A 24,028-nucleotide genomic window follows, 5' to 3' on the forward strand; every position below is an offset into this window, starting at 1 on the left:
GCAGCCCTCGGCAGGGCTTGGCTGATCGGATGGCACCCCCTTCTCCTTGCCGTACAGCCTTGTTAGCTGGCCGTTCACCGACGAATCGGCAACCCGCGCATGCCGCGAAAAGGCACACCATGAGCAGCACAGAGAAACAGCAACCCACCCCCGCGAAAGTGGCCGAGATCGCCACCACAGAGGCCCGGCTGGCCCGGACCGCCCTGATCGGCATTTTCGGCAGCGCCGCCGCCCCCGGCGCGCTGGTGCGCACCCCCAACGGCAAGATCGCCCGCGTCGGTGTTGGCGACAAGGTCGCAGGCGGCACCGTTGCCGCCATCGGCGATGACCAGTTGGTGCTGAACATGGGCAGCCGGACCAAGTCGCTGAAACTGCCGCGAGGCTAAGCGCCCCGCCTTGAACTTGAATCGCCAATACCCTGCCGCGCTGCGCGCTCTCGGGATATTGGCGATGGGGTATGCTTCAGGTTAAAGGCGGGACGCTGTAGTGCAACTATTGACGGCGCGCGCGCGGCAAGGCACATGGCCACCATGACAAAAACCGCATTGATCACCGGCGCGTCGCGCGGCCTGGGTGCCGCGCTGGCAGAGGCGCTTTGCCCCACCCATCACATCATCGCCGTGGGCCGCACCACCGGCGCGCTTGAGGAACTGGATGACCGCATCCAGGCCAGGGGCGGTGCCGCGACACTTGCACCGATGGATGTCGCCACGCCCGAAGCCATGGCGGTGCTCTGCCGGGGCATTCACGACCGCTGGGGCAGGCTGGACCTGTGGCTGCACTGCGCCATCCACGCGGCCCCGCTGGCCCCCGCCGATCATGTCGATGCGAAGGACATGGAGAAATCGGTGGCCTGCAATGTCACCGCCACGGCCACCCTTATCACCTATGTCGCGCCGTTGCTGGGGCAGTCGGGTCAGGCGGTCTTTTTCGATGATCCGCGCGCGGGAGAGAAGTTTTTTGGCGCCTATGGTGCCAGCAAGGCGGCGCAGATCGCGCTGGCACGGTCCTGGGCGGCAGAGGCGGCAAAGAACGGGCCAAAGGTGCATATCCTGACCCCGGACCCGATGCCCACCGCCACCCGCGCCAGGTTCTTCCCGGGCGAGGAGCGCAGCAATCTGGCCGATCCGCATGGACAGGCCGCTGCGGTAATCGCGCAACTCTAGGCACCCCTCCTTTTTCAATCGACCCGCCCTGTCCTTGCCGCCCGCGCGACCCTCGCCTATCAAGGGCAAAAGGGCTTTCCATGCGCATTCTCATCACAAACGACGACGGCATCGCCGCACCCGGCCTCAAGGTTCTGGCCCGTATTGCCACTGAACTGGCGGGCAATGGCGGCGAGGTCTGGACCGTGGCACCCGCGTTCGAGCAGTCGGGCGTGGGCCATTGCATCAACTACGTCAAACCCACGATGATCAGCGAATTGGGGCCGCGCCGCTATGCGGCCGAAGGCTCGCCCGCCGATTGCGTGTTGATCGGCGTTCATGACGTGATGAAATCCGCCCTGCCCGACCTGGTGCTGTCGGGGGTGAACCGGGGCAACAACTCGGCCGAGAACACGTTGTACTCCGGCACCATCGGCGGTGCGATGGAAGCGGCGTTGCAGGGCTTTCCCGCCATCGCGCTGTCGCAGTACTTTGGCCCCGCGAACCGCGACCTGGACGACCCGTTCGAGGCGGCGGCGACCCATGGCGCGGATGTGATCCGGCGTATCCTTGCGGTCACCCCCGAGGATGAGACCGATTATCGGCTGTTCCACAATGTGAATTTCCCCCCAGTCCCCGCCAGCGCCGTCAAGGGCACGCGTCTGGCACCCCAGGGCCGCCGCCCCGGTGTGGTTTTCGCGACCGAACCGCATTTGGCCCCCTCGGGCCGCCGGTTTTCCTGGATAAAGGGGGGCGACCAGCAGGTGATGACCGCCCCCGGTTCCGATGCGGCGGTAAACCTGGAAGGCTATGTCTCGGTCACGCCGATGCGGGCCGACCTGACGGCGCATGACATGATGGACAGATTCGCGGGCATCAACACGTGACCGATGAGGAACTGACAGAAGCCGAACGCAAGATGCAGTTTCTCTATGCCCTGCGCTCCAAGGGGGTGACGGACACCCGCGTACTGAACGCGATGGAAACCGTCGATCGCGGTCCCTTCATCAAGGGACTGTTCGCGCAACGTGCCTATGAGGACATGCCGCTGCCCATCGCCTGCGGCCAGACCATCAGCCAGCCTTCGGTCGTGGGGCTGATGACGCAGGCGCTTGAGGTCTCGCCCCGCGACAAGGTGCTGGAGATCGGCACCGGGTCGGGCTATCAGGCGGCAATTCTGAGCAAGCTGGCGCGCCGGGTCTATACCATCGACCGGCACCGCAGGCTGGTCCACGAGGCCCGCGCGATATTCGAGCAGATGGATCTGAACAACATCACCGCGATCACGGCGGATGGCAGTTTCGGACTGACCGAACAGGCCCCCTTTGACCGCATCATCGTGACCGCCGCCGCCGAAGACCCGCCCAGCCCGCTGCTGGCGCAGCTCAAGGTGGGGGGCATCATGGTGCTGCCGGTGGGCCAGTCGGACACCGTTCAGCACTTGATCCGTGTGCGGAAAACCGCTCAGGGCCTTGAATATGACGAAATGAGGGCCGTTCGCTTCGTTCCGCTGCTCGAAGGGTTGGGCAAGGACACATAATTGCGCTATAAGTGCGGCAAATCCCCGGATTTACACGGGGGGAGATAGATGAGGACATGCAGATGCGCCATTCATTCATGCGCCGCCCCGTGCGGCTGAGCTTTCTGGCCGGGTCCAGCGCCATGTTGCTAAGCGCCTGCGCGGGCCAGCCGCTGGACTTTGACCTGCGCGGGAATCTCGGCACCTTCACCACGGCACAGGCCGCGACAGCACCCCTGGCGGACCGGCCCAGCCCGGACAGCCGTGGTGTGATTTCCTATCCGAATTACCAGGTCGCGGTGGCCCGGCGCGGCGATACGCTGGCCGATGTGGCCGCGCGCGTGGGGGCCAGCACCTCGCAACTGGCCAGCTACAACGGCATCGACCCATCGGTGAAGCTGCGCAAGGACGAGATCATCGCCCTGCCCAACCGCGTTGCTGAACCCTCTGCCGCAACCGGTGCCGCGGCTGGGCCGGTGGATATTTCGTCACTGGCAGGCAGCGCGATTGATCGTGCCCCCACCGCTCCCGGTGTTCAGACCGCGACGCTGGCACCGGCCAGCCCCGCACCCGCCGCCGCCGTGCAATCGGCCAGGGAACCGATCCGCCACCGCGTTGAGCGGGGCGAGACGGCCTATACCGTGGCGCGGCTCTATTCCGTGCCGGTCAAGGCGCTGGCGGAATGGAACGGGCTGGGCGCGGATTTTGCGGTGCGCGAAGGTCAGTTCCTGTTGATCCCGGTGCCGCAGCAGAACCCGCCAAAGCGCAGCACCGCCGTGACGGCAACCCCGGCGGCTGTACCTGCCCCCGACACCACCCTGCCGGGTCAGGGCAGCCCGACACCGACACCGCCATCGGCCAAGACGGCCCTGCCCCAGGATGACACAGCCAAGCCGCTGCCCCCCGCCGCCACACCGCAGAAACCGGTCGCGGACGTTGGCAAGACGACGGCCACCACGGCCAAGGCCAAGATGACAACCCCGGTTCAGGGCAGCATCATTCGCGGCTATGCCAAGGGCAAGAATGAAGGCATCAACATCAAGGCGGCCGCCGGTGCCCCGGTCAAGGCCGCCGATTCCGGCACCGTTGCCGCCATCACCAAAAGCGCCGAGGGCGTGCCGATTGTGGTGGTCCGGCATGAGGGCAACCTGTTGACGGTCTATGCCAATGTGGCCAGCGTCAGCGTTGCCAAGGGCGACAATGTGGCGCGCGGCCAGCAGATTGCCAAGCTGCGCGGCGGCGACGACGCCTATGTTCATTTCGAGGTGCGCAAGGGTTTTGAGAGTGTTGACCCTGCCCCCTATCTGAACTGATCAACCTGCCGCGCGCCTTTTGGTGTGCGGCAAGATACCTTGAAAATGCCCTGCATTTGTCTCAAATGGCCAGCTTCCGCCGTAAGGCTGCCGCGTTGCGGTATTAGAAACAATCCGACGCAAATTGTTGCGATTGGATACTCTGATGCCCGTCCACTACGGCTACACGAACACGATCTACGGCACCCAGAGCACGGTCAACGGGGCCGCGCATAACTATGGGTTCTCGCCTGCAGCAGGCTCAACCTGGCGCTACACCGGGCCGGACACCTATTTCGTGGTCGATGAAAACGACGGTGCGACGCAGTTCAACGGCGACCCCACGAACGAGGTGGTTTCCGCGCAGGAGCGTTTCGGCGGTTTCGGCCAGCAGACCACGGACGTGGGCGGCACACCGCGGCAGGTGATCTATGATTATACCTTTACGGTCACCGATGGCACGACAACCTGGCGCGTGGCGGTTATTGATGTCGACCTGAACAACGACAACGACCTGGACGATGCAAACGAGGATGGTTTTTACCTGGTCTTTCCCGATGGGATGCCGCCGCCAGATACCAACCTCACGGCCAATGGGATCAGCGACAACAGCGACCTGATCCCCCATAGCAGCCTCGGCGCCAGTGTGGTGTGCTTTGCCAGCGGCACCCTTATCGAAACGGCAGACGGCCCCGTCGCGGTCGAAGCACTTTGCCCCGGCCAGCTTGCCCTGACCCGTGACGCCGGGCTGCAACCCATCGCCTGGATCGGTTCGACCACCATTGCGGCGCAGGGGGAACTTGCCCCGATCGTGATCAGCAAAGGCACATTGGGCAACAATCGCGATCTGGTTGTTTCGCCGCAACATGCCATCCTGTTGCAGGACTGGCGTGCCGAACTTCTGTTCGGTCAGGAGGAAGTGCTGGTACGGGCCAAGGACCTGATTGGCCATGACGGCGTTTACCGGCGTCCGGGCGGGATCGTGACCTATCACCACATTCTGTTCGAGGCGCATCACCTGCTGCACTCCGAAGGGCTCTGGACCGAAAGCCTGTATCCCGGCGACATGACCCTTCAGTCTGTCAACGACGCCGCCGGAGAGGAGATCAGAAAGCTGTTTCCCGACCTCGCGGCCTATGGCCCCAAGGTCGCCCCCTGCCTGCGCGCCTATGAGGCCGGTCTGCTGGCGGCCTGAAGTCAGGCGACCTGGACGCCCTTGCGGCCTGCAAGGTCGGTGAAATACTGCCAGGCCACCCGGCCCGACCGCGACCCGCGCGTGGCCTGCCATTCGACAGCCTCGGCGTGCAGGGTCTCTGCGTCGATCTCGACCCCATAGGCATCGCAATAGCCCCGGATCATCGCCAGGTATTGATCCTGATCGCAGGCGTGAAACCCCAGCCAGAGGCCAAAACGGTCTGACAGGGAAACCTTTTCCTCTACCGCCTCCGCCGGGTTGATGGCGCTGCCGCGTTCGTTTTCGATCATGTCGCGCGGCATCAGGTGGCGGCGGTTGGAGGTGGCATAAAGCACGACATTGTCGGGCCGCCCTTCGATACCGCCATCCAGCACGGCCTTGAGCGACTTGTAATGCGCATCATCATGACCAAAGCTGAGGTCATCGCAGAACAGGATGAACCGTTGCGACGCACCGCGCAGCAGGTTCAGCAACCGCCCCACCGACGGCAGGTCCTCGCGTTGCAGTTCGACCATGCGCAGCGCCTCGTGCGACGCATGAACATCGGCGTGTATCGCCTTTACAAGGCTGGATTTTCCCATCCCCCGCGCGCCCCAAAGCAGCGCGTTGTTGGCGGGCAGACCAGCAGCGAACTGCCGTGTGTTGGCCAGCAGCGTATCGCGCGACCGGTCGACGCCGATCAGCAGGTCCAGCGCCACGCGGGAGACATTCTGCACAGGTTCCAGCCGATCCGGCCCGGTGTGCCAGACAAAGGCCGCCGCCGCGTTGAAATCAGGTGTGGGCAGCGGCGCCGGTGCCATACGTTCCAGCGCCGCTGCAATACGGTCAAGCGGGTCGTCTATCACTTCAGATCACCCTCGTCGTCTTCTGGATCTTCGTCGAAACCCGCCATCAGGGGGTCTTCCTCGACCTCGTCGTCGTAATAGCCCTCCGCGCGCAGTTGCGCCTCGCGCTTGGCCTCCACCCGGCTGACAAGGAAGATCGACACTTCATAGAGCCCGTAGACCACGACAAAAAGGATCAGCTGTGTCACTACATCCGGCGGTGTGACAAGGGCGGCAAGCAGCAGGATGCCGACAACCGCGTATTTGCGCACGTTGCGCAGCCCCTCGGTGCTGACCAGCCCGGCCTTGCCCATCAGGGTCAGCAATACCGGAAGCTGAAAGCAAAGCCCGAAGGCCACGATCATTTTGAGCGTGATATCAAGGCTTTCGTTGACCTTGCCGTTAAAGACGATGTCGATGCCGGACTTGCGCGCGTCGCCCTCGACCACCAGCGCGGTCAGGTAGGAGGCGGCGTCGGAAAAGCCCAGAAAGAACTGCATCGCCAGTGGCACAACCACGTAATGCGCAAACGCGGCCCCCAGCAGGAACAGCGCGGGCGATGCCACGAGAAACGGCAGGAACGCGTTTTTCTCGTTCTTGTAAAGGCCCGGCGCCACAAAACGCCACAGCTGCGTGGCGATCACCGGAAAGCTGATGGCCAGCCCGCCCACCATCGAGATGCGGATCAGGGTAAAGAAATACTCCTGCGGGGCGGTGTATTGCATCACCGGGTTCGGATTGCCGAGATTGCGCATGGTCTTTTCAATCGGCACCAGCAGGAAATCCAGGATCGCACTGCCAAAGGAAAAGCAGATCACCATGCCCACGATAAAGGCCAGCACCGACCGGATCAGCCGGGTGCGCAGTTCTGCCAGATGTTCGATCAGCGGCGCTGCGCTGTCGTCGATATCGTCGGTGGCGCTCATGGTTTACTCTTTTTTGGCCGCTGTGGCGGCAGGCTTGGCTGCCGGTTTTTTCGCGGCGGGCTTCCGGGCGGCGGATTTTGCGGCAGATTTGGCTGCCGTTTTGGTCCCGGCAGTTTTGGTTCCGGCAGTTTTGGTCGCAACCGGCTTTTTCGCGGCGGGCTTCTTGGCGGGGGCCTTCTTCGCGGGGGCTTTCGCCGCGGGGGCCTTCTTCGCGGCGGGCTTGGGTGTTTCCGGCTTTGGCGCAGCCGGGGCCGATTCGGCTTCCAGCGCGTCGGCGCGGGCCATCGCCTCTGCCGCCTCGCGTTGCTTGCGTTCAGCAGCGGTGCGGGCTGTCTTGGCCTGAATTTTCTTCACGTCCTCGGCCCGTTGCGCGGCCAGCTTGCCGGTTTCGCTGTCCGGGTCGATGTCCGCAAGCGACTTGGTCGCCGATTTCACCCCGTCCATGGCCGCCCCCAACGGGTTCGTCGCCGCTTTGAGAGAGGTGTTCAGGTTCGACGAAATCTCGCGCATGCCGCTGCTGTCGGCCGCGTCGTTCATCGCACTGGTGAATTCGCGCGCCATGCCCTTGGCCTTGCCCACGAACTGCCCCACCTTGCGGAACAACACCGGCAGGTCCTTGGGGCCCACGACGATCAGCGCCACGATGCCCACGACCAACAGCTCGGTCCAGCTCATATCGAACATGGGTGATTACACCTTGTTCTTTTTCGCGCCCTTGTCGGCAAGCTTGTCCGTCTTGGGGTGCGTGCCGGTGTCGCTGTGGCTGGGCAGGTCCGCACCATCCAGGTCCTCGACCTGCGTCACTTCGGTCTCGCCTTCGCTGACGCCTTTCTTGAAGCTGGTGATGCCTTTGCCGACCTCACCCATCAGGCTGGAGATCTTGCCGCGCCCGAAAAGCACCAGCACCACCACCGCAATCAGCAAGAGGCCCGGCAGGCCAATATTGTTCAACATCTCATCTCTCCCATGTAATCCATGATGCCCCCAAATGGGTGGCCGTTTGATCCTGTCTACCGCTGCGCACCGGCACCATGAAGGGTGAAAGCGGTGCAAAACCGCCGCCAGCCCCGTGCAATTGATGTTTTTCGCGCGCACCGCACTTCAACTGACAGGTTTATGTCAGTTGGACCCTGTCATAGGCAAGCTGTCAATCATCAAGGAGAGCAAGATGACACAAGAACACGTGAGCGAAATCGTCACATTCCGGCTGATCGCCGGCAGCGATGAGGCGGCCTTTACCAGGGCGGCAGCGGATCTGGCACCGTTTATCGAACGCAGCGGCGGGATGATACGCCGCACCCTGTCGGTGGATGAAACCGGGCTCTGGACCGATCATGTCATCTGGGAGAATATGGCAGCAGCCCAGCGCGCGGCGCAGGGGATTGCCAATGCCCCGGAGGCAGCGGCGCTGATGGCGATGATTGCCCCCGGCGAGGTACAGATGCGGCATGCAAGGATCACCTTGCAGCAGCCCTGACGCGGTGTCAGTTTAGCGTTTATGCGCCGCACGGACCGCCTTTTTGACATCATCCAGATCCTGCGCGACGGGCGGCTGCACCGCGCGCAGGACATTGCCGACCGGCTGGAGGTTTCAACCCGCACGATTTACCGCGATATGGACACGCTGGTGGCCTCTGGCGTGCCGGTCGCGGGCGAGCGCGGCGTCGGTTACATGATCACCCAGGCCATCACCCTGCCCCCGCTGACCCTGACCCCGGCAGAGCTGGAGGCGCTGAACCTTGGCATTGCCGTGGCCACGCAGATTGCCGATGCGGATTTGAAGGCCGCGGCCCTGACGCTGGCCGACAAGATCGACGCGGTGCTGCCGACCCAGACCATCGCGGAGGCGGACGCCTGGAAATTCGCGGTCTACCCCTTTGCCGATGCCACCCATAATTTCACCCATATGCCGGTGGTGCGCGCGGCGATCAAGGCACGGCAAAAGCTGCGGCTGGTCTATACCTCCAGGGAGGCGATGGTCACCACCCGCACCGTGCGCCCGCTGCATATGGAATACTGGGGCCGCGTCTGGACCCTGACCGCCTGGTGCGAGCTGCGCGAGGGTTTCCGCGTCTTTCGTCTCGACCTGATCGAAAGCGCCGAGGCCCTGCCGGAACTGTTTGTGGACGAGCCGGGCAAGCGGATCGAGGATTACGAGCCTTGACCCGAAATGCGCGCGCCGCCGGAGTTTTCGAAAACTCCGGACCGTTTTCTTCGAAGAAAACGGCATCCGGCAGCCGGATCACCCCTTCAACCGCCACCCGGTCTGCGGTGGCAGAAACGCCTCCACGCTGGCCTGCGCGATCACGATGGTTTCGCCCCCGGCGGGCACATTCAGCCCGCCGAATACCGCGCGAACCTCGGCCCGGCCGCGCGGCAGTTTCGCGGTCAGCGCGCCGACATCCACCTTGTCAGGTTCCTGCACCGCAACCGTGACCTGCACGCGCATCTCTTCATGCGACAGGCCGGTCACCGCAAACAGCGGCAGCGAGGAATGGCGCAGCGCGTCGTCGATCGCCCTTGCGCTGGCCTTGGTATAGTCCATGCCGTGCAGGTCGTTGCCCATGCCCATTTCGATGATCACACGCTGCTCAGCCATCAACCCGCTCCATGTCAAAACCGACGGACAGGGCGACATTTGCCATGATCGTTGGATGCCCGTCCCCGTCGGGCCGCGGCACGTCCAGCCCGCCGAGATGCAGGTTCACCGTGACATGGCCATAGGGAAAGACCGCGCGCAGCGCCTCGGCATCCACCTTGTCGGGCTGCTGGACCCCAACATCAAGAGTGATGCGCATGTCTTTCTTATCAAAGCCGAAAAGCTCCGCCAGGTTGATCGAATTATGCCACAGCGCATCGCGCACCGCGCGGGTTGCGGCCTGGGTGTGATCGCCCCGGCGCAGGGAGGACCCCATGCCGAATTCCACCATCAGTGTTTCAGGCATCGCGCCCTCCTGTCACCGGGAAAACAAAACATCTGTCGCGGCGCACGGTCAGCCACATCACGGCGCCGGGTTGCGGCAGGAACACATTCGGCACCGTCGCCCTGAGCCGCAGCCCGCCATCGTCCAGCACAAATTCGACCAGTGATTCATTGCCCATGAAGCGGGCGCGTTCCACCACGGCCCGCGCCGCCGTGCCATCCGTCGCGGTCGGGCGCGGCCCCTGCCCGGCGCGGTCAAAGTCGATGCGCAGGTGCTGGGGGCGGAACACGATATCCACATCCGTGCCATCCGGCACACCGGGGGCCAGAAACTGCCCGAACGGCGTGTCGGCCAGCGCGCCCTCGACCCTTGCGCGCAGCAGGTTGGCGTCGGAAAAGACCGCAACCGCCGCGCGGTCCACGGGCCTTGTGTAGACGTTGTAGGGAGCGCCCTGCATCACAATCCGCCCGTCGCGCATCAGGGCGATTTCATCCGCCATGCGCATCGCCTCGTCCGGCTCATGGGTGACCAGCAGAACGGCGGTGTCCTCTTCCTTGAGGATGCCAAGCGTCTCGTCCCGGATGCCGTCGCGCAGCCGGTTGTCGAGGCCTGAAAACGGCTCATCCATCAGCATGATGCGCGGACGCGGTGCCAGTGCGCGGGCCAGCGCCACACGTTGCTGTTCGCCGCCCGACAGTTGATGCGGATAGCCGTCGATGTAGCGTTTGAGGTCGACCCGGTCGAGCAGCTCCTCGATCCGGGCGCGTTTCTCGGCGCGGGTGCCCTTTTTCAGGCCAAAGCCCACATTGTCAGCGACGCTGAGGTGAGGAAACAGGGCAAAGTCCTGAAACATCAGCCCGATCCCGCGCCGTTCGGGGGGCACGCGGAACACGGTGTCGCAGATCAGCTTGCCATCCACATGGATGGTGCCGCTGTCCTGCATTTCCACGCCTGCGATCATCCGCAGTGTCGTGGACTTGCCGCAGCCGGACGGGCCCAACAGGCAGGTCACCTGCCCCGGCATGATCCGCAGGGACACGCCGTCGACCACAGGGCGGCCGTTATAGGACCGTTTGAGGTCTTTGATTTCGAGGCGGGGAATGTCGGCAGTCATGGGTATCCGATTAAATCACTCGGAGAGCAGCTATCAGCCCCGCCGTGTCCCCGCAAGCACCCGCACAGGTCAGCCAGATGTCAGCATGAAGTCGGTATGCGCCACATCGACACCGTTGACCTGCACAATGATCCCGTGAACACCCGGATGCAGGGTAAAGGTTGTCGCGTCGCCCTTGAGCTTGTGGGACTTGCGCAGGGTCAGTTTTTGGCCTGCGTCGATCTGCGTCGCCTTGAGCTTGAAGACCTTTTCAGCCTCTTTCCCGCCGGGCCGGACAAAGCGCAGGCGGTAGTCCACCATCACCGGCAGGTCCTGCGGGGCCTCAAGTTGCAGCGAGAAGCTCAGCGCGCCGCCGATGGGTACGCGGCCTGCCTCCAACTCAAGCCGTGCGGTCACCGGCACGTCGCGGCGGTATCCCAACAGGTCAAGCGCGGCTTCATCGCCCTGTTTGATCAGGGTGCGCAGGGCGTGGCGGGTCATCCATGCCAGTTCCTTTGGCTGTTGTTGCGCCGCCCTCGCCCAGTCGCGCAGCCCGGACACCACGCGGTCTGGCTCCTTTTTTGCAATATCGTTCAGGTGGTTGGCGACCGACCTTGTGACATAGCGCGTCTGATCCGCGTGCAGCTTTTCCAGCAGTGGCAGGGTCTGATCGCTGGTCAGGGTCACGGCCCGCGCCCAGGGCAGGCGCGGCCTTGTGCCTTCGCTGACCAGACGGCGGACGTGGTAATTGTCATCCCCCGCCCAACCCGCCAGCCGGACGAGGGTTTCTTCGGGCCAGCGGTTCAGGAAGGGACGGATATAGAACTCCATCGAAAACCGCCGGGTGGCGGCATGGATCAGGTCCAGCGCGCGCGCGCGATGGTCCTCCAACCCGTGCCGTACTGCCAATATCCCCGGCACCGCATGGATAAAGCGGCCAAAGTCATCGTCGCGCAGCGTCGGGTCCAGCGGCGGCGGCATCATCGCCTCCACCTGCTCTGCCATGGTCGGGAAGTCGGGGGCCAGATGCGGCTCAAGGCAATCGGCAATCCAGTCGAGCCGCTCCATCAACCCGCGTTCCGGGAAACCTGCCAGGGTCTCTTGCTGAAACCGCGCCGCGTCGAACCCCGGCAGGCCGGCGGCATATTCCTCCGCCAGCTCCCCGATAGTTTCCGCGTTGAACAGATGGTCCTTCAGCGAAAACGGCTCTGCCATCACATGGTGATATTGGTTGCGCCGCCATCCAGAAGCAAGTTCTGCCCCACGATGAATCCCGCATGTTGCGAACACAGGAACGCGCAGGCCGCGCCAAACTCCTGACGGGTGCCATAGCGGCCGGCAGGGATTTCGGCGGCACGTTGCTTGCGTGCTTCCTCCATCGTGATGCCCTTGGCCTTGACCACGCCGCTGTCCAGCGCATCGGCCCGGTCAGTGGCATGGATACCGGGCAGCAGGTTGTTGATGGTCACGCCCGAGCCTGCAACCTGACGCGAGGTGCCCGCGACGTAGCCGGTCAGCCCGGTGCGGGCGGAATTGGACAGGCCCAGAATACCGACGGGCGCGCGCACGGATTGCGAGGTGATGTTGACCACCCTGCCCCAGCCCCGGTCCATCATTGCTGGCACCAGCGCCTTGATCAGGGCAATGGGGGCCAGCATGTTGGCATCCAGCGCCGCGATGAAATTGGACCGGTCCCATTCGTGCCACATGCCGGGGGGCGGGCCGCCTGCGTTATTGACCAGGATGTCGATCTCGCCAGCGGCGTCGATCAGGGTTTTCTGCCCTTCTTCGGTGGCGACATCCACCGCAACGGTCTTGACCGATACGCCGTATTCGCTGCGCAGCCGCTCTGCTGCCGCATCCAGCGCCTCGGCCCCGCGCGCATTCATCACCAGGTTGACACCAGCCTCTGCCAGCGCCTCGGCACAGCCCAGGCCCAGCCCCTTTGACGACGCGCAGACAAGTGCCGTTTTTCCTTTGATACCCAAATCCATTTGCGATTCCTTCTGATTGGTTGCCAAAGACCTAGGGCGTGTGGACATGCATTGTCCACCACCCGTTTCGGTCCAAAATTGCTCAGTTCCAGGCAAGAGAGAGCCGGAATAGCCAGCTATTTCAAGCTCTCTTACAGCGTTTCGGGATAAACTTGAAACATCGCACATCACTTTTCGCGTTCGACCGAAGGGGGAGGCCGCGAACTAGTGATCCAGGTAGATCCCGAAACGCATTGGCGCGCCCCGCCTTGAAATTGAAGTGCCAAGGCGGCCCCGTATCCCTTGCCTGCCCCATCCCCTGGCTCTTTGCAAATGAAGACATGTCATTTTTGACATGTCTTCATTTGCAGATCAGATGCAGTAGAAGAAAGGCGGGACGCTGTCGCGCAGAAACGGGCAATTTTGGCGACACCCTTGCACGCCCCGCCGGGGATGCCAGCAAAACACCGCGGGCTTGACCCAAGTGCGACACAATTCTAGCGTAATCCGCTGACCAGAATACCAATTCAACCGAGGTTCCGATGGCCCGATCCCGCCCCGCCCCTGCCCAGTCCGCCCCGGTTTTCAGGGCCAGTGACATTCGGGCAACCGATGGGGCCAACATGGGGGATACCCTGTCCTTTGCGACCGAACTGGTGCTGGATGACATCTATGAGCTGCCCTTTGATGTGACCCCCCTGCGGCTGTCATTGCTGCCCTCGGCGGGGAACCGTTTCACGGTGGCCGAGGACAGCGAAACTGGCGCGCCCGGCTCGGCGCTGCATCTGGACAGCGCGCTGATGTTCATGTCCCCCGACGGCCAGACGCAGGAGGCGCTTTTGCTGGTGGAGGTGGATCAGGACGGATCGGCGGCGGAAATCTATCTTCTGCCGATGGCACAATTGCTGCCGCAGGTGGAATACCGCCTTGTTGGCATCGACACCGACACCCCGCGCCGGAAGTTTGCCCAGGTGGGATGCGTGTCCTTCACGCGCGGCACCCACATCACGCTGGCCAGCGGCGAACAGCGCCTGATCGAGGATCTGTCCGTGGGCGACCGGGTGCTGACCCGCGACGATGGCGTGCAGGCGGTGCGCTGGATCGGAGAGAGCACGGTGCGCGCGGTGGGTGATTTCGCCCCGATCCGCATCGCGGCGGGCGCATTGAACAATGAGAACGACCTGATTGTCAGCCCGGATCATCGCCTGTTCATCTACCAGCGCACCGACGAGGTTGGCGCGGGGCGGTCAGAACTGCTGGTCAAGGCACGGCATCTGGTGAACGGCTATACCGTCACCCTGTTGGACGGCGGTTTTGTGGATTATTTCCAGCTTCTGTTTGACAGCCACCAGATAATCTATGCCGAGGGGATCGCGGCCGAGACGATGCTGATCGACACAAGGACCCGCGCCATCCTGCCCGATGACCTGTCCCAGGCCATGGGCGAGGTGATACCCGGCCATTACGACCTGCCCCATGCCGGGCTGGACGTGAACGAGAAGCTGTTGAAACGGCCAGACGCCGCGGAACTGCTGCGCAAGGCCTCCTCACGCTGAGAGGCAGGCGGCGGAACGCCTGCCGCGCATGAAAAGGGGGCCGGTGACGGCCCCCCTGTCGTTGGTGCGGGATCGGGATCAGAAGATGAAGTCGCTCGCATCCAGATCGTTGCGGTCGACCCCTTCAAGCAGGATGGTGTTGCCACCGCCCGCGTCGATCAACACGTCCTGCCCGACCTGCGTCGCGTGGTTGGTCATCAGATCGTTCAGATCCCGGATCGAGGAGACATACCGCAGGTCGATCCGTTCAAAGACGTTGTTGGCGTCGAAATCCCGGATCGTATCCTGACCGAAACCGCCACCGAAATCGGCAAAGATGAACGTGTCGGCGTTGAAGTTACCGACCAGCACATCGTTACCTGTGCCGCCGGCGATGGTGTCAAACCCGGCACCCCCGGCGATTTCGTCGTCGTCGGCCCCGCCATCTACAAAGTCATTGCCCAGACCGCCGAACAGCCGGTCGTTGTCGCCCTGACCATAAAGCCGGTCATTGCCAAGCTGACCAAACAGCGCATCGGTCCCGAACCAGCCATAGGCGACGTCGTCGTCATCGCCGCCAAACAGCCGGTCGAACCCGTTGCCGCCCAGCAGTGTATCTTCGCCCTGTTGACCAAAGAGGTTATCGGCCTGGTTGCCCCCGTTCATGAAGTCATTGCCAGTGCCGCCATACATCAGGTCGAACCCGGCACCGCCATCCATGGTGTCATTGCCGGCATCACCGAAAAGCAGGTCTTCCTGGTTCCCGCCTTCGATCATGTCGTCGCCGGACCCACCGCGCAGGGTGTCGTTGCCGCCACCGCCGTCGATCATGTCATTCCCGCCCGCGGCGTTGACCTCGTCGTTGCCGGCAAAGGCGCTGATGTCATCCGCGCTTTCGCTGCCAACGATGAAATCGGAGGTTTCCTCTCCGAACAGGAACAACACGCCGCTGTCGTCGGGCGTTGTCACATCATCGGCAAGGAAATCGTCGGACAGCAGGATCACCCACATGCCACCAAAGTTGGCGATGCCCATGGAGTTGTAATCCAGCCCGATCAGCGCCTGTGACCCGGCGGTCGAGTTGCTGAGATAGGCAAACACCTCTGCCGCCGTGGCACCAGGGTTCCAGGCCGCGAGGATCTGGGTCTGCGACAGGTCGATGCCTGCCGCATCGGCGATGCTGTCCAGCGCGGCCTGATAGCTTTGGCCGTTGGTCAACATCTCGGCCCAGGTTGCCGCAGCAGCGGCAGAAGCCACGCTGAACGGCGCCTCGGCACGGTTCCCGATCCAGTCCACCGCGACCCGGTTGGCCAGCGCCGAGAGCGCGGCGTTGAACGCGTATTCGGTGCCGTCGGTCCGTTGCTGGTTGATGTAATCGGCCAGGTCGGCCTCTGGCGTGGTCACGCCGTCACCGGGCCGCGTGCCCAATTCTGCGGCAAAGACCCCGATGTCAAAGAGGTTCGCCGGATTGTCGATGGTGACATTCAGCGCCAGGTCGGCAGGTGCGACAACCGTGCCCTGATCGTTGATCTGATGGCCCTGGTTGATCCCGATCGACAGGTAATAGGCCAGCGCGCTGACAGCCGCACCCGAGTTCACCGCCTCGGCGGCGTCGGCATAGGTGTCGAGATAGAATTCTGCATCGAAGATGTTCGCGGAAATATCGACATCGCCCGCAACCTCATCGACCCCGATCACATCGCCCGGCAATGCGCCGCTGTTTTCGATGTTCGCCTCGTTCAGCAGGTCATCGTACCAGCCGTTCGCCGTGTTGCGCACGGAGTTACTGAGCCCGAAGGTATAGATCAGCCCGGTGACAAAGCCGCCCAGGACCCCCGCAATTGGCGTTCCGACAAAAGAAACGCCGGCAGTGACGGCACCTGTCGCGGCCATCCCTGTGAACATATCCACAATCTCGATAAAGGCCTGCCGGGGCGCGTCATTGGAATTGTAGACGTTGTCGATCCGGTTGCCGATGTCCAGCACCAGCCCCAAGACGCCAAAAGCCTTGCCGATCTTGCCCAGGATACGCGCCGCGTCGTCGGCATTATCCATGTTGTCGACGACAAGCTGGAAAATCTCGTGTTTCTTGGCGTTGAAATCAAAGACAAGCGCCCCTGCCACGCTGGCGAAAAGATCGTCGATCAGATCATCCTCTGGCAAGCGTGTCGGCGGATTCACATCCACAATCACCGAATAGGGTTCGGCATCGGTGTAACCGGGCAGCGCGCTGAGCTGGATGATGTTCACCCCCTGCTCGAAGGTCACGGCCAGTTCGCGCACATCGTTTGGATTGCCGTTCAGATAGACCCGGATCGTCGCGGTCAATTGCTCGTTCGCGGTGACGCGGATGTAGTCCTCGGTGTCCACTTCGCTGACGGAATCGGAAAAGAAATACTCGGTATCCGCCTCGATCACGCCAAGATCGCGGTCGACCCCGGCCGGCACCGTATCGAGCAGTTCGATGGTCGGCGGGTCCAGATCAGCAACCGGATCGCCAAAGACCACGGTATCGACCGAAAACCCCGCGTCATCAAAGCTTTCGTCGATGGCGGCGACCGAGGCGATGCCAAGGTCATATTCGAATTCGAAGGTCAGAACGCCAAGGCCGGTATTGTGGGCGACATGCACGACATTGCCCGCCGCATCGCGGAATTCGATGCGGGTGCTGCCGACATTGTCGAAATAGCCGACATCGAGGCTGACGTAGTTCACAGGGTTTTCAAAATACAGGAACACCGGGCCCCGGTAACTGGTATTGGCTGCGATCACCGGCGTATTGGGCTGGGCACCGTCACTGACAATCTGGCCCACAGTGGTGACCGTATTGTTGTCGAATTCAAAGGTCGGGTTGGTGGTATTCTGCGGTTGCTCTGAAAAGGTGATTGTGGTCAGGACCTCGGGCACTTCCGTGGTCGGGTCCTCTGCAAGCTGAGTCTGGGGCATGGTTTCTCCTTAAAAATTATGTGTGTCTCTGTGAATGACGAAATGGATTGGCAGGTGTTTCCGGGCGCATGTGCACATGGCCACCTTTGGAAAAGGAAAGGCGCATGGCGCGAAGCCGCCGCAACAACAGGATCAAAAATTCCCCCCGAAATCTCTTGCACAAATGCAATTTCCGAAAGGCTCACATCCTGCGGAAAATCGCAGGAACCCCCCAGACAATAACCAACCCTATAACCCAGAACCCCGCAATCTTCAGCAATACCGAGGTCTGGGCATTCGACAAACCCTTTTCGCTCATTGCCGCGGCGACAAGCAAAAGTCCCGAGGCCAAATACGCGAATAGAACCAGCTTATCTGCAAAAAACTGCATCGCTGTTCCATCGGGAAAATAGACCGACAGGCACCTCAGTATTGCCAAAACGACCGCGCTGATCAAGAAAAAGTACAACATTTTAAATCTCCCCCCAGAGGCAAATTATCTGGGCAGAGCAAATCCGCCCTGTCAACCACCTGATTTATAGCGCCCTACCTGCACATTGAAGCGCCAATACCCTGCCGCGCTGCGCGCTTTCGGGACATTGGCGAAGTGATATGCTTCAGGTTAAAGGCGGGACGCTGTAACAGCAGGTCTGCGGAACCTTCAGCCTTTCAGGCGATCGACAATTGTCTGTGCGGTGACCGATCCGATAATCACATCGCCTTCGCGTACTTCGAGACAGGTTTCCTCCCCGCTCAAACGGGTGATCAGATCGGCCACCGGCATTTCCGCATCCACCGATCCGTGTTCTCCGGTCTGCGCTGCCCCCATCACGTCGCGCGCTGTCAGCACGCCAAGCGGGTTCATGTTGGCCACGAATTCGGCAACGTAATCGGAGGCAGGGTTCGAGAAAATCTCGCGCGGGGTGCCGACCTGCACGATCCGCCCGCCCTCCATGATCGCGATGCGCCCGCCCAGCTTGAATGCCTCGTCCAGATCGTGGCTGACGAATATGATCGTGCGTTTCAAATCGCGTTGCAGGTCCAGCAATTCATCCTGCAAGCGGGTGCGGATCAGCGGGTCCAGGGCCGAAAAAGGTTCGTCCATCAGCAGGATCGGCGCTTCGGTGACAAAGGCGCGGGCAAGGCCCACGCGTTGTTGCATCCCGCCGGACAGTTCCCCCACCTTGCGGTCGGCCCAATCCGACAGGCCCACCAGCGCCAACTGCCTGTCCGCGCGCTCCAGTCTTTCGCCGCGCGGCACATTGGCCAGTTCCAGCGCCAGCGCCACGTTGTCGCGCACGCTGCGCCAGGGCAGCAGGCCGAACTGCTGAAACACCATCGACACGCATTCGCGGCGGACCTTGCGCAGGTCGGGCGCTGAACAGCCCTGCACATTGGCCGACCATGCGCCGTCATTGACAGTGACAGACCCGCGCACAACCGGGTTCAGCCCGTTGACCGCACGCAGAAGCGTAGATTTACCCGAGCCGGAAAGGCCCATCAACACAAGGATCTCACCTTCGGCCACATTGAGCGAACAGTCGTGCACGCCCAGCACCTGCCCCGTCGCCGCCTCGATCTCGGACCGGCTTTGGCCCTTGTCCATCAACGGCAAGGCCTGTTCCGGCTTGTCGCCGAAAACGATGCTCACCTTATCGAATTCAACAGCGTTTTTCATTTGCGTGTCACCCGCAGCATCCGGTCGAGCATGATCGCCACGACAACAATGATCAGCCCGGATTCAAAACCAAGGCCGGTGTTCACCTGGTTGAGCGCCCGCACCACCGGCACGCCAAGGCCATCGGCGCCCACAAGTGCCGCGATCACCACCATCGACAGCGACAGCATGATGGTCTGGTTCAGCCCCGCCATGATCTGCGGCAGGGCATAGGGCAGTTCGATTTTCCAAAGCGTCTGGCTTGGCTTCGCGCCAAAGGCCTGGGCCGCCTCAAGCAGCGCCTTGGGGGTGCTTGAAATGCCAAGCTGCGTCAACCGGATGGGCGCGGGCAGCACAAAGATCACCGTGGCGATCAGCCCCGGCACCATGCCGATGCCAAAGAACACGATGGCCGGGATCAGGTAAACGAAGGTCGGCAAGGTCTGCATCAGGTCCAGCACCGGAGCCATGAAACGGTACAGCCTGGGACGGTGTGCCGCCGCGATGCCGATGGGCACGCCCACCCCCATGCAGACCACACAGGCCGACAGCACCAGCGTAAGGCTTTCGGTTGTTTCCTCCCAATAGCCCTGGTTGAGGATGAACAGGAACCCCACGATGACCAGCGCGGGCACTTTCCAGTTGCGCTGGATGACCCAGGTGAGGGCCGCAAAGACCGCGACGATGATCAGCGGGTTCGGCGTTTGCAACACCCACAGGATCGCCTCGATCAGCGCCTCCATCGCGTCGGAAAGGCCGTCAAAGAACCAGCCGCCGTTGATTTGCAACCACTCGAAAGCGCCTTCGGCGACATCGTCGATGGGTATCTTGTTTTCGGTCAGCCAGTTCATCCGCGCGTCCCCGTTACGTCAGGCAATATCATAAAAATGCCCACCCCGCCGAGGGTGGGCATCTTTCATTCATTGATGGCGATCAATCCAGTTCGTCCTTGACCGCCGCCATGGCGTCGCCGCCGTCCTTGGTGGTCACGCCCGCCAGCCAGGTATCCAGCACACCGGCATTTGCCTTGAGCCAGCCTTCGGCCGCATCCTCCGGGTCTTGGCCGTTATCCAGGATCGCGCCCATGATCTCGTTCTCCATGGCAAGGGAGAATTCCATGTTTTCCAGCAGCTTGCCCACGTTCGGGCATTCCCCGACATAGCCTGCGCGGGTGTTGGTAAAGACTGTGGCACCACCCAGATCGGGACCAAAGAAGTCATCGCCGCCGGTCAGGTAGGTCAGTTCGAAATTGGCGTTCATCGGATGCGGTTCCCAGCCAAGGAAGACGATCGGCTCTTCCTTGCGGGACTGACGCTGGACCTGCGCCAGCATCCCCTGCTCGGAACTTTCGACCACTTCGAAATCCTTCAGGCCAAAGGCATCGTCGTCGATCATGGACTGGATCAGTCGGTTGCCATCATTGCCCGGCTCGATGCCATAGATCTTGCCGTCCAGCGCCTCGGCGTTGGCGGCGATGGCGTCAAAGGAGGTGATCCCGAGATCCGCTGCCGCCTTGTTCACTGCCAATGTGTATTTTGCGCCTTCAAGGTTGGCCCGCACGGTGTCCACGGTGCCATCGTCGCGGTACTTGGCGATATCCGCCTCCATCGTGGGCATCCAGTTTCCCAGAAAGACATCAATGTCGCCCGCAGCCATCGAGGTATAGGTGACGGGCACCGACAGGATCTTGATCTCCGTCTCATAGCCCAGCGCATCCAGCACGACGGTGGCAGCGGCGGTGGTGGCGGTAATGTCGGTCCAGCCAACGTCGGAAAACGTGACCTTGTCACAGCCTGCGGCGGCAACGGCTGTGCCGACCGTGAGGGTAACAGCGGTGGTGGCAAGTAGGTTTTTCATAGGTGATCTCCCGTTGTTGTTTTTGTGTAGCTACAGGAAAGCGCTCCCGCGCGGCTTTGCAACCGGATAAATCGGTTGATCGCCGGTCGCGCGCCCCCTGCCCGTGGCTGCCCCTTCATTACCGCAAAGGTCACAGCGGTACAAACACCCCGTGGCAACCTTCGCCCTCGACGCACCGTGCGGTGTCGATCTGATGTTCCGGCGGCGTCGTTTCCGGCGAGGTCAGGATCAGGACCCTAATGTCGCAAAACCGGCAGGAAAGTGCTTCCCGTTCCCGAAGATGCTGGTATACCACTCAAGGTTGTCCCCACACCTGAGAGTGTAACTATGCCTAATGCCGACACAATGACCAAATTACCGTATCGGCAAGGCGAGGCATTGGGCAGGATCGAAAAGCAGGCAGACGGCAAATACAGCGGATGGCTGGTGGGTGCAGAGGACGGCACCGAGCCGCTCGTCCTGAAAAATAACTTTCCAATCAAATTATTACGAAAAGACATTCCGCGACGGGATGTGAATAGCAAGGTTGGCCTGCCCGGCGATCTTGGGTTTGAATTCTCTGCCGAGGGCATCGAAATCGGGGACCGGCTTGAGCTGCATGCCTGCAACGGAGAGCGCTCCTGGCTTGTACACGTAAAAATTGCAGAACAGCGCGTCCCGGCGGGCGCGATCCTGCAACAAGTCATGAAGGCCAGACAGGTTTCAAAGAGCCCCGACAGCGTTGCGATCGCATGCTGGGAATCAAGCCACAACCCGATTGGCCGGGCCCATGTCCTTTACAACGTGATCGCCAAACATCGACCTGCCTTTCTGTTCTCTTTTAATTTTTCGGAATTTGGCACCAAACTATGGCCCCCCCTGGAGAATGAGAATTTCGACAGGATCGTCATCCCCTGGGATGACCGGCATCGGTATTTTTCGCTCTTCCAGATGGTGGGTCTGCATTTTCCGACAATCTGGCTGAGCAAGCCCAGGCTGCCCACATTCGAATTGGCGGCGCGGATTTCCGGCAAGACCACGAAACTGATCCTGGATCATGACGACAACGATCATCATTTTTCCAAACAGACCAAGGCGGATCGCTACTATGGCCCGAATTCGGTGCCGCTGGCCTCTTATCTGCAAAGGGCGATAACCGCACATACGGCGGCAAGCGCGACACTGGCCGTTGAATGCGATGCCGAGATTGTCCGCCATGCGAGACCTGCCTATCAAAGCGTCACGCCACCGGCGGCACATCCCGAAGCCATCAAGATCGGCTTTATCGGAACCGTGCGGCCCCACAAGGGGCTGATCGAAGCTGCGCGGGCCATTCGTGTGTCCAGTTGGAACTTGCAGATACCCCTGGAATTTCACGTATATGGCGATTTCAGCCCGGCATCTTTGAAAGATGAACTGATCGAACTGGGCGTCGTCGTACAGGACAATGTCAAAAACGCCGACCTGTTCGACCTGCTTTCCACGTTCGATGTGGTGCTCACCGGGTTTCCGACACAGGGCGTCAATGACGAGAGCATCACAAAGTATCAGATTTCATCGAAGATCGGCGATGCCCTGGCCGTGGGGCGTCCTGCGCTTGTCCCCTACAGTCAAAGCGTCGAGGACCTGGAGAACGTCAACGGGGTCTTCATTTTCCACGGTTCAACCTTTTCCGCAGCCATCAAGAACGCCATGGCGCTGCAAACAGAGATCGGGCTACCGCATCAGTTCTCCTTCGATGGCGCTTATGAGGCTTTTCACACAGCCGAGGCGAAAGCCACGACACTTCCGATGAGTTTCAGCCTTCTGGCCGCTGACAAATCCGAACAGGCCGTTGCACCCCAGGACACACTGGTCCTTCTGTGGAAACAGAATGACGCGGGCATCTACGGTCGGCGTGTTGATCAGATTGCGCGATCCTACAAATCGCTTTTCCCGTCCTTCCGGGTCATCGTTTTGGAGTTTTGCCACCGGACCACTTACGATTCCATCCTCAAGCAGGCTTTTGAGTTTTCAGGTGATGCAAAGATTGTCGGCCCCGCAATCGACCGGAAGATCGCAAGGTCCTACAGGGACGGTTTTGATGTCGATTATCACACAATCCTGCATTCCTCCGTCGGGTCCCTGAACGAAGACTTCATGTCCTACCTGGTCGAACAGGGCATTTCTCCGACACACAGCATGCTGATCCTGTTCCCGGTCATTCGCTTTCTCGAAGAAGTCTATGACATCATTTCGCAATTCCGTTGCATCATTGATATCGTGGACAATCAGTTTCCATGGGCGAACGAGACGACAAAGAGGTATGTGGGGTCGCAATATTTCAGCCTCATCTCAATGGCCGAGACACTTGTGTTCAATTCGCAATTCAACGTGGATTTCTTCAAGGACTACGGAATGATCACGGATCAGGACATCGAGAGCGGCAGAGTTTCGGTCATCTCGAACTGGTATTCTGGCGCGGAAGAGCAGATGCCTCAGGAGCGCATGGGCGGCGAGACCGGCTTCAATGTCATCTACTCCGGCAACATGAACGACAGGATCGACTGGGCCCTGCTGGAGAGCCTGACCCTGATTTCCGATGATATCACCCTGCACCTGGTCGGTGCGGCAAGACGACAGATTCCCGCGTTGAGCAGGCTTACCGCCAGAAAGAATGTCGTATACTGGGGACCGATGCAGGAATCACAGGTTCTGAACCTGCTGCGCAGTTGCGATCTGGCGATACTGCCCCATCTGTCGGACGAGATATCGTCCTACATGAACCCGCTGAAGGTACATATGTACCGGGCCATGGGCGTTCCCGTGATTTCTACCGAAGTGCTTGGTCTTGCGGCGGATGACGGGCTGTCCGTCTTTCCGGACCATGCCGGGTTTCTCGATGCGGTAAAGCAGGCGTTCGAACAGCATCACCTGTCGGACAAAGTGTCCCGGATCGACCTGCCTGAAGACGGAAAGAACCCGTCGGCGCGCGCCTACATGAAAATCATTATCCAATCATTTGCGGGCAGGAAGGACGATAAAAAAGTGCTGAATCCTCAAACCCCGAGGGTTGTGGCGGAGCTGCTCCCGCCCCTCGACTGATCGTACTACCGAATATGGCATCCCGGCCCCCATCACCAGACTTTCCCGGAATGCCGTGGCCCCTGGTCGCCAAAGGGCGTCAGGCTGAATTTACTTCGTG

24 protein-coding genes are annotated in these 24,028 nt (G+C 61.4%); 10 read left to right on the forward strand and 14 right to left on the reverse strand.

Features of this window, described 5'->3' with window-relative positions; translation table 11 throughout:
* Nucleotides 1–119: 119 nt before the first annotated feature.
* The 6 genes from A8B82_RS04870 (at nucleotide 120) to A8B82_RS04895 (ending at nucleotide 5,151) form a co-directional block, all read left to right on the forward strand.
* On the forward strand, nucleotides 120–386 hold the full coding sequence (locus A8B82_RS04870; protein WP_067288966.1) for a pilus assembly protein PilZ: 267 nt from the start codon (nucleotides 120–122) through the stop codon (nucleotides 384–386).
* A 144-nt stretch (nucleotides 387–530) separates the two neighbouring features.
* Nucleotides 531–1,166: an SDR family NAD(P)-dependent oxidoreductase gene (locus A8B82_RS04875; protein WP_067289475.1), complete on the forward strand. Its 636-nt coding sequence runs from the start codon at nucleotides 531–533 to the stop codon at nucleotides 1,164–1,166.
* An 80-nt stretch (nucleotides 1,167–1,246) separates the two neighbouring features.
* A complete protein-coding gene (gene surE / locus A8B82_RS04880; protein WP_067288968.1) occupies nucleotides 1,247–2,032 on the forward strand; it encodes a 5'/3'-nucleotidase SurE in 786 nt (261 codons plus the stop codon).
* On the forward strand, nucleotides 2,029–2,685 hold the full coding sequence (locus tag A8B82_RS04885) for a protein-L-isoaspartate(D-aspartate) O-methyltransferase (protein WP_082899140.1): 657 nt from the start codon (nucleotides 2,029–2,031) through the stop codon (nucleotides 2,683–2,685). Before surE ends, A8B82_RS04885 begins: the two co-directional genes overlap by 4 nt.
* A gap of 62 nt (nucleotides 2,686–2,747) precedes the next feature.
* Entirely contained in the window at nucleotides 2,748–3,977 is a 1,230-nt protein-coding gene (locus A8B82_RS04890; RefSeq protein WP_067289481.1) for a LysM peptidoglycan-binding domain-containing M23 family metallopeptidase, read from the forward strand.
* Nucleotides 3,978–4,122: 145 nt separating this feature from the next.
* Nucleotides 4,123–5,151 carry a Hint domain-containing protein gene (locus tag A8B82_RS04895; protein ID WP_067288970.1) on the forward strand — a complete coding sequence of 343 codons (1,029 nt, stop codon included), beginning with the start codon at nucleotides 4,123–4,125 and terminating at the stop codon, nucleotides 5,149–5,151.
* Nucleotides 5,152–5,153: 2 nt separating this feature from the next.
* Here A8B82_RS04895 and A8B82_RS04900 read toward each other — a convergent pair whose 3' ends face one another.
* From A8B82_RS04900 to tatA, 4 genes are read right to left on the reverse strand one after another with little or no spacing between them, the layout of a single operon-like run.
* Nucleotides 5,154–5,996, reverse strand: a complete 843-nt coding sequence (locus A8B82_RS04900) for an ATP-binding protein (RefSeq protein WP_138069672.1) — start codon at nucleotides 5,994–5,996, stop codon at nucleotides 5,154–5,156.
* Nucleotides 5,993–6,901 (reverse strand): twin-arginine translocase subunit TatC, encoded by a 909-nt coding sequence (gene tatC / locus A8B82_RS04905; protein WP_067288972.1) that lies wholly within the window; start codon nucleotides 6,899–6,901, stop codon nucleotides 5,993–5,995. The genes A8B82_RS04900 and tatC overlap by 4 nt, the downstream gene beginning before the upstream one ends.
* A gap of 3 nt (nucleotides 6,902–6,904) precedes the next feature.
* The gene (gene tatB, locus A8B82_RS04910; RefSeq protein ID WP_067288974.1) at nucleotides 6,905–7,585 is read right to left on the reverse strand and encodes a Sec-independent protein translocase protein TatB; all 681 of its coding nucleotides are present in this window, start codon (nucleotides 7,583–7,585) and stop codon (nucleotides 6,905–6,907) included.
* Nucleotides 7,586–7,591: 6 nt separating this feature from the next.
* Nucleotides 7,592–7,855 (reverse strand): twin-arginine translocase TatA/TatE family subunit, encoded by a 264-nt coding sequence (gene tatA / locus A8B82_RS04915; protein WP_067288976.1) that lies wholly within the window; start codon nucleotides 7,853–7,855, stop codon nucleotides 7,592–7,594.
* A 214-nt stretch (nucleotides 7,856–8,069) separates the two neighbouring features.
* Between tatA and A8B82_RS04920 the strand changes: the two genes are divergently transcribed.
* The gene (locus A8B82_RS04920; protein ID WP_067289485.1) at nucleotides 8,070–8,378 is read left to right on the forward strand and encodes a hypothetical protein; all 309 of its coding nucleotides are present in this window, start codon (nucleotides 8,070–8,072) and stop codon (nucleotides 8,376–8,378) included.
* Between the two features lie 21 nt (nucleotides 8,379–8,399).
* On the forward strand, nucleotides 8,400–9,065 hold the full coding sequence (locus tag A8B82_RS04925; RefSeq protein WP_067288978.1) for a helix-turn-helix transcriptional regulator: 666 nt from the start codon (nucleotides 8,400–8,402) through the stop codon (nucleotides 9,063–9,065).
* 78 nt (nucleotides 9,066–9,143) lie between these two features.
* Here A8B82_RS04925 and A8B82_RS04930 read toward each other — a convergent pair whose 3' ends face one another.
* The 5 genes from A8B82_RS04930 to A8B82_RS04950 all read right to left on the reverse strand — a co-directional run bounded on the left by A8B82_RS04930 (nucleotide 9,144) and on the right by A8B82_RS04950 (nucleotide 12,912).
* Complete coding sequence (locus A8B82_RS04930; RefSeq protein WP_067288980.1) at nucleotides 9,144–9,500, reverse strand: Lin0512 family protein; 357 nt, start codon at nucleotides 9,498–9,500, stop codon at nucleotides 9,144–9,146.
* On the reverse strand, nucleotides 9,493–9,846 hold the full coding sequence (locus A8B82_RS04935; RefSeq protein ID WP_067288983.1) for a Lin0512 family protein: 354 nt from the start codon (nucleotides 9,844–9,846) through the stop codon (nucleotides 9,493–9,495). Before A8B82_RS04935 ends, A8B82_RS04930 begins: the two co-directional genes overlap by 8 nt.
* The gene (locus A8B82_RS04940; RefSeq protein ID WP_067288986.1) at nucleotides 9,839–10,939 is read right to left on the reverse strand and encodes an ABC transporter ATP-binding protein; all 1,101 of its coding nucleotides are present in this window, start codon (nucleotides 10,937–10,939) and stop codon (nucleotides 9,839–9,841) included. Before A8B82_RS04940 ends, A8B82_RS04935 begins: the two co-directional genes overlap by 8 nt.
* A gap of 69 nt (nucleotides 10,940–11,008) precedes the next feature.
* Nucleotides 11,009–12,133 (reverse strand): hypothetical protein, encoded by a 1,125-nt coding sequence (locus A8B82_RS04945; RefSeq protein WP_067288987.1) that lies wholly within the window; start codon nucleotides 12,131–12,133, stop codon nucleotides 11,009–11,011.
* Entirely contained in the window at nucleotides 12,133–12,912 is a 780-nt protein-coding gene (locus A8B82_RS04950) for an SDR family oxidoreductase (RefSeq protein WP_067288990.1), read from the reverse strand. Before A8B82_RS04950 ends, A8B82_RS04945 begins: the two co-directional genes overlap by 1 nt.
* Nucleotides 12,913–13,433: 521 nt before the next feature.
* Here A8B82_RS04950 and A8B82_RS04955 point away from each other — a divergent pair.
* A complete protein-coding gene (locus A8B82_RS04955) occupies nucleotides 13,434–14,447 on the forward strand; it encodes a Hint domain-containing protein (RefSeq protein ID WP_067288992.1) in 1,014 nt (337 codons plus the stop codon).
* Between the two features lie 78 nt (nucleotides 14,448–14,525).
* Here the strand turns inward: A8B82_RS04955 and A8B82_RS23450 are convergent, their stop codons facing one another.
* The 5 genes from A8B82_RS23450 to A8B82_RS04980 form a co-directional block, all read right to left on the reverse strand.
* Complete coding sequence (locus A8B82_RS23450; protein ID WP_082899141.1) at nucleotides 14,526–17,372, reverse strand: calcium-binding protein; 2,847 nt, start codon at nucleotides 17,370–17,372, stop codon at nucleotides 14,526–14,528.
* Nucleotides 17,373–17,553: 181 nt separating this feature from the next.
* A complete protein-coding gene (locus A8B82_RS04965) occupies nucleotides 17,554–17,823 on the reverse strand; it encodes a hypothetical protein (protein WP_067288994.1) in 270 nt (89 codons plus the stop codon).
* Between the two features lie 189 nt (nucleotides 17,824–18,012).
* Nucleotides 18,013–19,029, reverse strand: a complete 1,017-nt coding sequence (gene choV, locus A8B82_RS04970) for a choline ABC transporter ATP-binding protein (RefSeq protein ID WP_067288997.1) — start codon at nucleotides 19,027–19,029, stop codon at nucleotides 18,013–18,015.
* Complete coding sequence (choW, locus tag A8B82_RS04975) at nucleotides 19,026–19,859, reverse strand: choline ABC transporter permease subunit (RefSeq protein WP_067288999.1); 834 nt, start codon at nucleotides 19,857–19,859, stop codon at nucleotides 19,026–19,028. Before choW ends, choV begins: the two co-directional genes overlap by 4 nt.
* Nucleotides 19,860–19,941: 82 nt before the next feature.
* A complete protein-coding gene (locus A8B82_RS04980; RefSeq protein ID WP_067289002.1) occupies nucleotides 19,942–20,865 on the reverse strand; it encodes a choline ABC transporter substrate-binding protein in 924 nt (307 codons plus the stop codon).
* Between the two features lie 345 nt (nucleotides 20,866–21,210).
* Between A8B82_RS04980 and A8B82_RS04985 the strand changes: the two genes are divergently transcribed.
* Nucleotides 21,211–23,928, forward strand: coding sequence for a glycosyltransferase (locus A8B82_RS04985; protein WP_161489418.1), 2,718 nt, complete (start codon nucleotides 21,211–21,213; stop codon nucleotides 23,926–23,928).
* The last annotated feature ends 100 nt before the right edge of the window (nucleotides 23,929–24,028 follow it).

This window comes from Sulfitobacter sp. EhC04, from assembly GCF_001650875.1.
Taxonomy (GTDB): Bacteria; Pseudomonadota; Alphaproteobacteria; order Rhodobacterales; family Rhodobacteraceae; genus Sulfitobacter.